This window comes from Mesorhizobium sp. M2A.F.Ca.ET.039.01.1.1 (assembly GCF_003998035.1).
Taxonomy (GTDB): Bacteria; Pseudomonadota; Alphaproteobacteria; order Rhizobiales; family Rhizobiaceae; genus Mesorhizobium.
In genome coordinates this window covers 1-8,646 of record NZ_RZRY01000238.1, presented here as the reverse complement: position 1 = coordinate 8,646, position 8,646 = coordinate 1, and the positions used below count along the sequence as shown (strand labels likewise).

The 8,646-nt window shown below is 64.4% G+C and carries 10 protein-coding genes and 1 pseudogene; 4 read left to right on the top strand and 7 right to left on the bottom strand.

From position 1 onward, the window contains the following. The coding region (locus EOA24_RS18675; RefSeq protein WP_189354008.1) for a chloride channel protein at window positions 1–619 on the top strand (619 nt) is incomplete at its 5' end. Between the two features lie 49 nt (window positions 620–668). On the opposite strand, the gene EOA24_RS41665 is transcribed toward EOA24_RS18675, so the two are convergent. The 5 genes from EOA24_RS41665 to EOA24_RS18655 form a co-directional block, all read right to left on the bottom strand. Then, window positions 669–1,142, bottom strand: coding sequence for a hypothetical protein (locus EOA24_RS41665; RefSeq protein WP_189354000.1), 474 nt, complete (start codon window positions 1,140–1,142; stop codon window positions 669–671). 70 nt (window positions 1,143–1,212) lie between these two features. Then, a complete protein-coding gene (locus tag EOA24_RS41660; RefSeq protein ID WP_189353998.1) occupies window positions 1,213–2,016 on the bottom strand; it encodes a hypothetical protein in 804 nt (267 codons plus the stop codon). A gap of 208 nt (window positions 2,017–2,224) precedes the next feature. Then, a complete protein-coding gene (locus EOA24_RS18665; RefSeq protein ID WP_126080426.1) occupies window positions 2,225–2,731 on the bottom strand; it encodes an invasion associated locus B family protein in 507 nt (168 codons plus the stop codon). A gap of 355 nt (window positions 2,732–3,086) precedes the next feature. Then, window positions 3,087–3,449 carry a YkvA family protein gene (locus EOA24_RS18660; protein WP_126080427.1) on the bottom strand — a complete coding sequence of 121 codons (363 nt, stop codon included), beginning with the start codon at window positions 3,447–3,449 and terminating at the stop codon, window positions 3,087–3,089. A gap of 387 nt (window positions 3,450–3,836) precedes the next feature. Next, window positions 3,837–4,130 carry a 4a-hydroxytetrahydrobiopterin dehydratase gene (locus EOA24_RS18655; protein WP_112129091.1) on the bottom strand — a complete coding sequence of 98 codons (294 nt, stop codon included), beginning with the start codon at window positions 4,128–4,130 and terminating at the stop codon, window positions 3,837–3,839. A gap of 103 nt (window positions 4,131–4,233) precedes the next feature. On the opposite strand from EOA24_RS18655, the pseudogene EOA24_RS18650 reads away from it, so the two are divergent. Beyond that, window positions 4,234–4,747: pseudogene (locus EOA24_RS18650) on the top strand (low molecular weight protein-tyrosine-phosphatase). Here EOA24_RS18650 and thpR read toward each other — a convergent pair. Both thpR and EOA24_RS18640 read right to left on the bottom strand, forming a co-directional pair. Continuing rightward, a complete protein-coding gene (gene thpR, locus EOA24_RS18645; protein ID WP_126080428.1) occupies window positions 4,654–5,247 on the bottom strand; it encodes an RNA 2',3'-cyclic phosphodiesterase in 594 nt (197 codons plus the stop codon). The pseudogene EOA24_RS18650 and the gene thpR overlap by 94 nt on opposite strands. A gap of 118 nt (window positions 5,248–5,365) precedes the next feature. After that, complete coding sequence (locus EOA24_RS18640) at window positions 5,366–6,028, bottom strand: arylesterase (protein WP_126080429.1); 663 nt, start codon at window positions 6,026–6,028, stop codon at window positions 5,366–5,368. Window positions 6,029–6,110: 82 nt separating this feature from the next. Between EOA24_RS18640 and EOA24_RS18635 the strand changes: the two genes are divergently transcribed. Both EOA24_RS18635 and EOA24_RS18630 read left to right on the top strand, forming a co-directional pair. Then, window positions 6,111–6,806 (top strand): ABC transporter ATP-binding protein, encoded by a 696-nt coding sequence (locus EOA24_RS18635; protein WP_126080430.1) that lies wholly within the window; start codon window positions 6,111–6,113, stop codon window positions 6,804–6,806. A 181-nt stretch (window positions 6,807–6,987) separates the two neighbouring features. Next, the coding region (locus tag EOA24_RS18630) for an FtsX-like permease family protein (RefSeq protein WP_348633074.1) at window positions 6,988–8,646 on the top strand (1,659 nt) is incomplete at its 3' end.

The following is an 8,646-nucleotide window of genomic DNA, read 5'->3' as shown; positions in this document are numbered from 1 at the left end:
AGCCTGCGGCATCATCGGCGGCGGGGTCGGCGCGCTGTTCTCGCTTTCGGCGTTGAAAGTCATGCGCCGCATCCGGCGCTGGAACGCGCTGCAGCCGCTGCCGCGCGCGCTGGTCGTGGCGGCCGTCTGCGGGCTCACCGTGGCGGTGATCGGCGTGGCGTCCGGCGGGCTTACCTTCGGCACCGGCTATGCGCAGGCGCGCGGCGCGATCGAAGGCACGCGGCTGCCGGCCTTCTTCTTCGTCGAGAAATTCGGGGCCGGCATGCTGTCGATGGTGTCGGGCATTCCGGGCGGCCTCTTCGCGCCGTCGCTGGCGGTGGGCGCGGGGCTGGGCAGCACGCTGGGCCTGGTCTTCGGCACGGCCACCGGCACCGCGGCACTGCTCGGCATGGCCGGCTATTTCGCCGGCGTCGTGCAGGCGCCGATGACGGCCTTCGTCATCATCCTCGAAATGACCGGCAACCACGACAACGTCATCGCGCTGATGTGCGCGGCAATGCCGGGTTACAGCACGGCAAGGCTCATCTCCAACGAACCGCTCTACCACGCGCTGTCGCGCGTCTTCATCGCCGAGGCGATCCGGCGGCGCAGGGTTGCCGGGGCAGAACAGCCGCTGTGAAAGCGAAGACCGGGTTTGAGCCCCGGCCTGCTTGTCCAAACGCGCCAGCCTATCTGGCAGACGAGATCTCGATTACAATCGGATGATCGCTTAGCAAAAGGTCGAGCGAGGTCGTGTTCTTCACTGTCCGGACAGGATCGGTGCCGACAGTCGGATCATAGATGCTTATGGAAGTCGCCGTGGCGCCAAGGCGCACGGTCACCTGGTCCTGGTCGTTTAACCGTTCGTCCCAGACGACCAGTTGGAACGTCCCGTCACTGCGCCGCAGGAGAAGATCATGAACCGTCGGAGGCTGGTCCGCGATCGTGTAATCCAACGTGCCGGACGTAGCGACCGTACCCTCGTCAGCCAGAATAGTCGTAACGTTGTGAAGGTAGGTCGCGGCCTTGCGGGGTGAATAATCGGGCCTGAAGAAACCGAACGACTGGTTGCCGGCCTCATCGGTGCGGTCCCTCAGCAGATAGACCGAAGTGTAGGCATAACCCCGCTTGAACTGTGCGAAATACAAATTCAACAAATTCAAACCTTGCAACTCTTCGGTGACCGGTCCCTGGATATTGGTTCCCGTCTCGGTCGTGACACGCGGCAGTGTTTCAAGTTGTTCCGGCGGGTAGCCCCGGAACCATTTCGACCATGTCAGACCGAAGTTTCCGAATAGTCCGTCGACCCGCGCAGCATAGGTTGGGTCGGCAGCATCCCACACCCTTGTTGTCGGCCGGATAGGGCGAATGCGGGTGATAGAGGTAGTTGTGTACATTCGCGTAGTCCGCATATCTGGTGCCGTCCGGCATCAAGGTTTCAGCGTCCTGAGGAATTGCAAGAAACTGAAGGCCAACGCTGTCATTTTGCGCTCCCGGTTCCGAAATCGACCCCACGGGGTACTTCGCCAGCGCCGGATCCGTGTTGACCGCGTGGTAAAGGTCTCGCTGCAATTTCGCGACCGCCATCCAGGAGTACCCGCGCCCACCGCCTTTCTCGCCTCGATACTCAACAGCCCAGTTGTTTGGCTCGTTGTTGCCCTCAAAAGCCAGCAGCGCGTCGGCCTGCGCCAATACCTTGCCGGTTTCCATCAACCTCTTCAGGTCAGACCCACCGCTCACCAGTCCCCAACTCAGCCTGGCACCGGTTTGCCGATGCAGTTCCAGAAAGGTCTGCATGGTCGTGGGGCCGTTGTCAGTTAACCCCTCTATTCCCGCCCTCACCCACCGGAAGCCGCAATAGCGGACCATCTCGACGGTCTTAGCCAAAGGCTGGCCCCGGTCAGGAAATGTGCTGACGACACCGATGCTGTTCAGAAAATCCGCGGTCGCAACGGCGGCTCTTGGGTCGGCGCGCGAATCCTGAGACCAAAGAGCCAACATCGCGGCGATCACAAGAGACTGGTGTTGGGCGCTCACGAAGGGTTCCTTCCGGTCCGCTCGCGGGGGAATATGGCTCGGCCTCGGGTTGTCCTCATCTCGCCGGTCTGAGCCATACATGCCCACCATAGCCACCAAGCCGTGCTTGCCGTGACAAGCAATCCGTTTCACATCCTTTCCGGAATTGCTTTCAAAAGCAAAAGGCCGGGCTTGCGGCCCGGCCCTCGGATCAAGACTCGGTCCGTGCTTACTTGCACTTGGCGATCGAGGCCAGCGCGGCCGATATGCCCTTCAGCGAGAAGACGTAGGAGGTGGGGTTGCCGCGGCCCGACTTCGCCTGCACCTTCATGTCGGTGCCCGTCTTCATGGCGGCGATCAGCACCGGCTCCTCGGCGGCGTTCTCGACCCAGGCCGACTTGCCGCGGGTGAACATCGAGAAGCTCTTCTTGTCGATGGTGACGGTGGCCTTCGAGCCTTCCTGGAAGTTGTAGCCGGCGATGAACTGCGGCTCGTAGGAAACCTGCTGTCCGGGACGCTGGCTGACGAAGAAGAACATGTCGCCATGGTCGAGCGACGGCGGCTGCTTGTCGGTCGGCACGGTCAGCACATAGCAGACCTTGCCGGCCTGCGACTGATAGCTGTAGGTGCCCCAGGCGTTGTGCTGGCCGATCTTGGTCGCCTGCTGCGCCAGCGCCGGCGCCGCGAAGGCGGCCGCCAGGACCAGGCTGGAAACTATAGCAATCAATCCGCGCATCGTTCTTCCCGTATTCCAAATGGTGCGGAGGCGGGCCGCGTGGCGTCCTGCCGTCGCTTCATTTTGATTTAATCAGGGTTACCAAACGGTGAATCGTCCTCGACAAAAGGAACTCACCCCAGGAAACCGCCCACCCAAGGCACATCACGCCGAAGGGTTCGAGCGACGTGCTTTGGGTCTCTTTTGTTGTGCATGTCGTTACCCAAAAACCGCTACGCAGTTTTGGGCGACATGCAGTCGCGCCGCCACCGTTGAAAGCGGCTGGCGCGACGTTCCGGCGCGGAGTTGGATGCCACGAAAACGGCAAGAGTTTGTCTTTTCGCACGCGCTGATTTGCGGGCTGAGCAAGCTGCCGTCAGCCCTTGTCGGCCAGCGCGTCCTTGGCGGCCTGCCTGTGGGCAGGCGTTATATGGGCGCTGACGGCGGCGATCGCCGCGGTCAGCACGGCAAGGTCGTCGGTGTAGCCGAGGCCGACGACGAAATCGGGAATGAAATCGAACGGCAGGACGAAATAGCCAAGCGCACCGAGCAGGGTGGCCTTGGCGCGCAGCGGCGTGTCCTTGTCCATGGCGCAATAATAGGCGGCGACGACTTCGTCCATGAACGGAATCTGCCGCGCCGCTTTCTTGGCGGTGCGCCAGAATTTTTCACGGATCTCGCCTTCGCCGGCGAGCTTGTCGCCGAAGCCGAAGAAATCGAAACCGGAACCTTGCGTCATCAATCGCTCCTTGGCGGCCGCGCGCAACCCATGCGTGCCGACCGCCGCGAAAGATGTGGTGAAAGCGGGGGGCTGCTGCAAGAGTTTGGGGGTTGGTTGGGCGGAAAATCGGAACGAGATGCCACAGCACTTCAAATGCTGGTTGGTGGCAATCGCCTCAGTTTGGCGATTGGCCGAGCTATTCCTCCGATCGTCATCCACGGGCGAAGCAAGGAGCGAAGCGACGCGCGCAGACCCGAGGATCCATTCCGTTACCTCGAGCGCCGCTCACGGTGCAGAATTCTGCTCCGCTACAATCCTCGACCACGGTCACGGAATGGATCCTCGGGTCTGCGCTCCGCTTCGCGTCGCTCCGCCCGTGGATGACGAAGTGACGACGTCTCGCCCTCAGTGAAAATACCGGTTCATCCGCTTTGCCAGTTCGATATCCAGCGCCGTCACGCCGCCGGCGTCATGCGTGTTCAGCGTCACGTCGACGGTCTTGTAGACATTGGACCAATCCGGGTGATGGTCCATCTTCTCGGCGGCCAGCGCCACGCGGGTCATGAAGGCGAAGGCCTCTGAGAAATTCTTGAAGACGAAGCTGCGCTTGATCGACGCGCCGTCGGCGGCGAGCGACCAGCCGTCGAGTTCGGCCAGAGCGGCGGCGATCGCGTCCTTGCTTAGTTTTTCTCTCGTCATGATGATTTCCCGTGCTATCTCGAATTTGACCCCACCATAATGCAAGTCGCCCAAAGCTGCTTTGCGGTTTTGGGGTTCCAAATGCACAAACAGCGCATATCGAATGAGCATAAAGTCCATAAATTCCGTTCTGTTCGTCTGCCTCGGCAATATCTGCCGTTCGCCGCTCGCCGAGGGCGTGTTCGCGCCGTCTGGGCCGAGCGTGGCCGGGGCCACGAAATGCTGCTCGATTCGGCGGGACCGGCGGCTGGCATGCCGGCCAGGAGCCGGACCGGCGCTCGATCGCGGTTGCCGCGAAGCACGGCATCGACATTTCAGGGCAGAGGGCACGCAAGGTGCTGCCGGGGGATTTTTCGCGCTTCGACCTGATCCTCGGGATGGACCGGGCAAATGTGCGCGACCTCAAGGCACTGGCGCCGCAGGCCGCGCGAGACCGCGTCCATCTTTATCTGGATTTCGCCACGGGAAGGGCCGCGGACGTGCCGGATCCCTATTATGACGGCGCCGAGGCCTTCGCCTCGGTCTACCGCATGATCCGCGAGGCGTCGGAGGCGCTGGCGAAGCGGCTCGAGGCGAGCGTTTCGGCGACCAGCGGCCAGGCTTCCTCGACGATGTAAGGGCCGCCGCCAACCGAATCGCGCGACGACATCAGCACGAAGCGGCCGACACGGAAGGGCAACGCGGCGAAATTGCCGCGCGCCGAAAGATATTGCGCGACGTCGAGCGGGCTTGCGTTGCGCAGGCGCGCCAGCGTCACATGCGGCGAGAATTTGCGCGGGTCGGCCGGTAGGCCGAGCCGCTGGCAGATGCGGTCGATCTCGCCCTGCAGCGCCGTCAGGTCCGGCGAGGCGGACACGCCGGCCCACACCGCATGCGGCTTCTTGCCGCCAAAGGCGCCGACGCCCGAGAGCGTCATCTGGAATGAGGGGCGGTGAACCCTGTCGAGGGCGTTGGCGATCTCGTCGGCGACATGGCCTTCGACATCGCCGATGAAGCGCAGCGTCAGATGGTAGTTTTCGACGTCGATCCAGCGCGCCCCGGGCAGCCCGCCCCGGAGCAGGGACAAGGAGAGAGCGGCGTCACGCGGAATTTCGAGGGCGGTGAAAAGACGTGGCATGTGAAGCCTCCTGTCCTCGAATCGAAACTCTCGGCCCTAGCGAATCATCGATATCAGCGCGGGGCAAGCGGTTTGTTGTCCACAATGTTTCCCCAGCGGAAAGCGTGGCTTTTCGGTCTCATGACGCACCGCCATTCGCGGCAATGGCCTTCTCGACCACGGGAAGGATACGCTCGACCATGATGTCGACCCCCTTGGGGTTGGGATGCAGGCCGTCTTCCAGCTGCATGTCGGCGTGGCCGGCGACGCCGTCGAGGAAGAACGGATAGAGCGGGACGCCGTATTTCTCCGCAAGCCGCGGATAGATGGCGTCGAAGGCCTTCTGGTAGTCGGCGCCGAGATTGGGCGCGGCGCGCATGCCGGCGAGCAGTACCGGGATCTTGCGCTGCTTCAGCTTGCCGAGCATGGCGTCGAGGTTCTTCTCAGCGATGCCGGGTGAAAGGCCGCGCAGCATGTCGTTGGCGCCGAGCTCGAGGATCACCAGCCTTGTGCCGTCCGGCACCGACCAGTCGAGCCGCGCCAGGCCGCCGCTCGAGGTGTCGCCGGACACGCCGGCATTGGCCACGGCGACGTCGAGGCCCTTCGCCTTCAAGGCTGCCTGCAGCCTGTCGGTGAAACCCTGGCCAGGGCCGAGACTGTAGCCCGCCATCAGGCTGTCGCCGAAGCCGACGATGGTGAAGCTGGCGGCGCGCGCCGACGAAATGGCGCCGCAAAGGCCAAGGAAAAGGATGAGGGCTGCGAAAACGACGGGGGCTGCGGCAAAACGATGTTTGAATGCCATGCGGCGAGCCCCATATGACCGGAACAACCCAAGGAAGGAGACACGGGCCGTCTCCTTTTTCCACATATAGGGCGCTTTTATTGTGACAGAAGCCGTCATCGCGTTGAGGGACGTATCGCTGACGCTCGGCGAGGGCGCGTCCTCCGTCCATGTGCTGAAGGGCGTGAGCCTCGACGTCGCGGCCGGGCAAGCCACCGGCATTGTCGGCCCATCGGGCTCGGGCAAGTCGACGCTGCTGATGGTTCTTGCCGGCCTGGAAAGGGTCGATTCGGGCACGGTTCGGATCGCCGGCGAATTGCTCAACGGAAAAAGCGAGGATCAGATTGCTTCATTTCGAGGGCGAAACATCGGCATCGTATTCCAGTCCTTCCATCTCATCCCCAACATGACCGCGCTGGAGAATGTCGCGGTGCCGCTCGAGCTCGCCGGACATGGCGACCCGTTCGGGGTGGCCGCGCGCGAGCTCGCGGCGGTCGGCTTGAGCGACCGTGTGACGCATTATCCGGGCGAGCTTTCCGGCGGCGAGCAGCAGCGCGTGGCGATCGCCCGGGCGCTGGCGCCGTCGCCGCGCATCCTCATCGCCGACGAGCCGACCGGCAATCTCGACCAGGCGACGGGAAAGCAGATTGCCGATCTTCTCTTCGCCAAGGCGGCAGAACGCGGCATGACGCTGGTGCTGGTCACGCATGACCCGGCGCTTGCCGCGCGCTGCGCGCGCCAGGTGTCGATGCGCTCGGGGCGGATCGAGGACGCTGCTCAGCTTAAAGTGACGGCATAATCGCATGGCGGAGACCCCCTCATCCGGGCCTTCGGGCCCCCTTCTCCCCGAGGGGAGAAGAGATCGCCGGGGCCGGCACCTCCCTCTTCTCCCCACCGGGGAGAAGGTGGCCGCGAAGCGGCCGGATGAGGGGGCCTGGCTCCGGACATTGAAGCTCGCCATCCGCTTCTCGCTGCGCGAGATGCGCGGCGGCCTGTCCGGCTTCATGATATTCCTTGCCTGCATCGCGCTCGGCGTCGCGGCGATCGGCGGCGTCAATTCGGTGGCGCAGGCGATCAGTGCCGGCGTCGCCAACCAGGGCCAGACGCTGCTTGGCGGCGATCTGCGCTTTCAGGTCAACCAGCGCAGCGCTTCGAATGCCGAGCTCGGCTTCATCCGCAGCCTCGGCGCGGTTTCGCAGACCTCCGGCATGCGCTCGATGGCGCGGCTGGAAGATGGCTCCGACCAGGCGCTGGTCGAGGCCAAGGCCGTCGACGACGCCTATCCGCTCTACGGCGCGCTGGTGACTGATCCGGCGCTGCCTAAGGAGCAATTGTTCGGCGAAAGGTCCGGCGTGTTTGGCGCCGCCGCGCCAGACCTTTTGTTCGAGCGGCTCAATCTTCACGTCGGCGACCGGCTGAAGCTCGGCAGCGCCGTTTTTGAGCTGCGGGCGAGGCTGGTCAGCGAGCCGGACGCGGTGTCGGACGGTTTCGGCTTCGCGCCGCGGCTGATGATGTCGCGCGGGGGCCTCGCCGCATCCGGTCTGGTGCAGCCGGGCAGCCTGGTCGAGAACGCCTATAAGGTGAGGCTGCCGGAGGGGACTTCCGAGGCGCGGATCAAGGATATCCAGGCTCAAGCCGCGAAGGATTTCCCGCAGGCCGGCTGGTCGATCCGCACGCGCAGCAACGCGGCGCCGGCGCTGTCGTCCAATATCGAGCGGTTTTCGCAATTCCTGACCCTGGTCGGGCTGACAGCGCTGGTGGTTGGCGGCGTCGGCGTGGCGAATGCCGTGCGCGCCTATCTCGACGGCAAGCGCGGCGTCATCGCCACCTTCAAGAGCCTGGGCGCCTCGGGCGGCTTCGTCTTCACCGTCTATCTCGTGCAGATCCTGTTGATCGCCGGCCTCGGCATCGTGCTCGGGCTGATCCTCGGCGCCGCAATGCCGTTCGTGGCGAGCGCGCTGTTGCAATCGGTTATCCCGGTGCCGGCGCAAGGCGGCTTCTATCCAGGCGCGCTGGCCATGGCGGCGCTGTTCGGCCCGCTGGTGACACTGGCCTTCGCGCTCCTGCCGCTCGGCCGCGCCCGCGACGTGCCGGCGACGGCGCTATTCCGCGAGATGGGGTTCGAGAGCCGCGGCCTGCCGCGCCTGCCCTATACGGGTGCGGCGCCGGCGATCGTCGTCGCGCTGGCGGCGCTGGCGATCCTCTCGGCCAATGACCACCGCATCGCCTCGATCTTCGTCGGCGCCACGGTCTTTGCCTTCCTGGTGCTGCGGCTGGTGGCGGTGCTGGTGCAATGGGCGGCGAAGAAAAGTCCGCGCGTGCGCTCGGTTTCGCTGCGGTTGGCGGTGGGCAACATCCACCGTCCGGGCGCGCTGACGCCCTCGGTGGTGCTGTCGCTCGGTCTCGGGCTGACGCTGCTGGTGACGCTGGGGCTGGCCCTTGTCCAGGTGGCGCATGCGATGCTGTCAGCCCATCTCAAGGCGCCGAGCCGCAGCGTTGCCTCGCGCAACAGCGCGCTCGCCTCGCGGATGCTGCATCTGGTGCATGCCGGGCGCCTCATCCGCATCTTCGGCCAGGAGGCGCGCGAGAAGGCGGCGTTCGACAGGGCCTCCGACGGGGTGCGCCATGCCGCCTTCGTG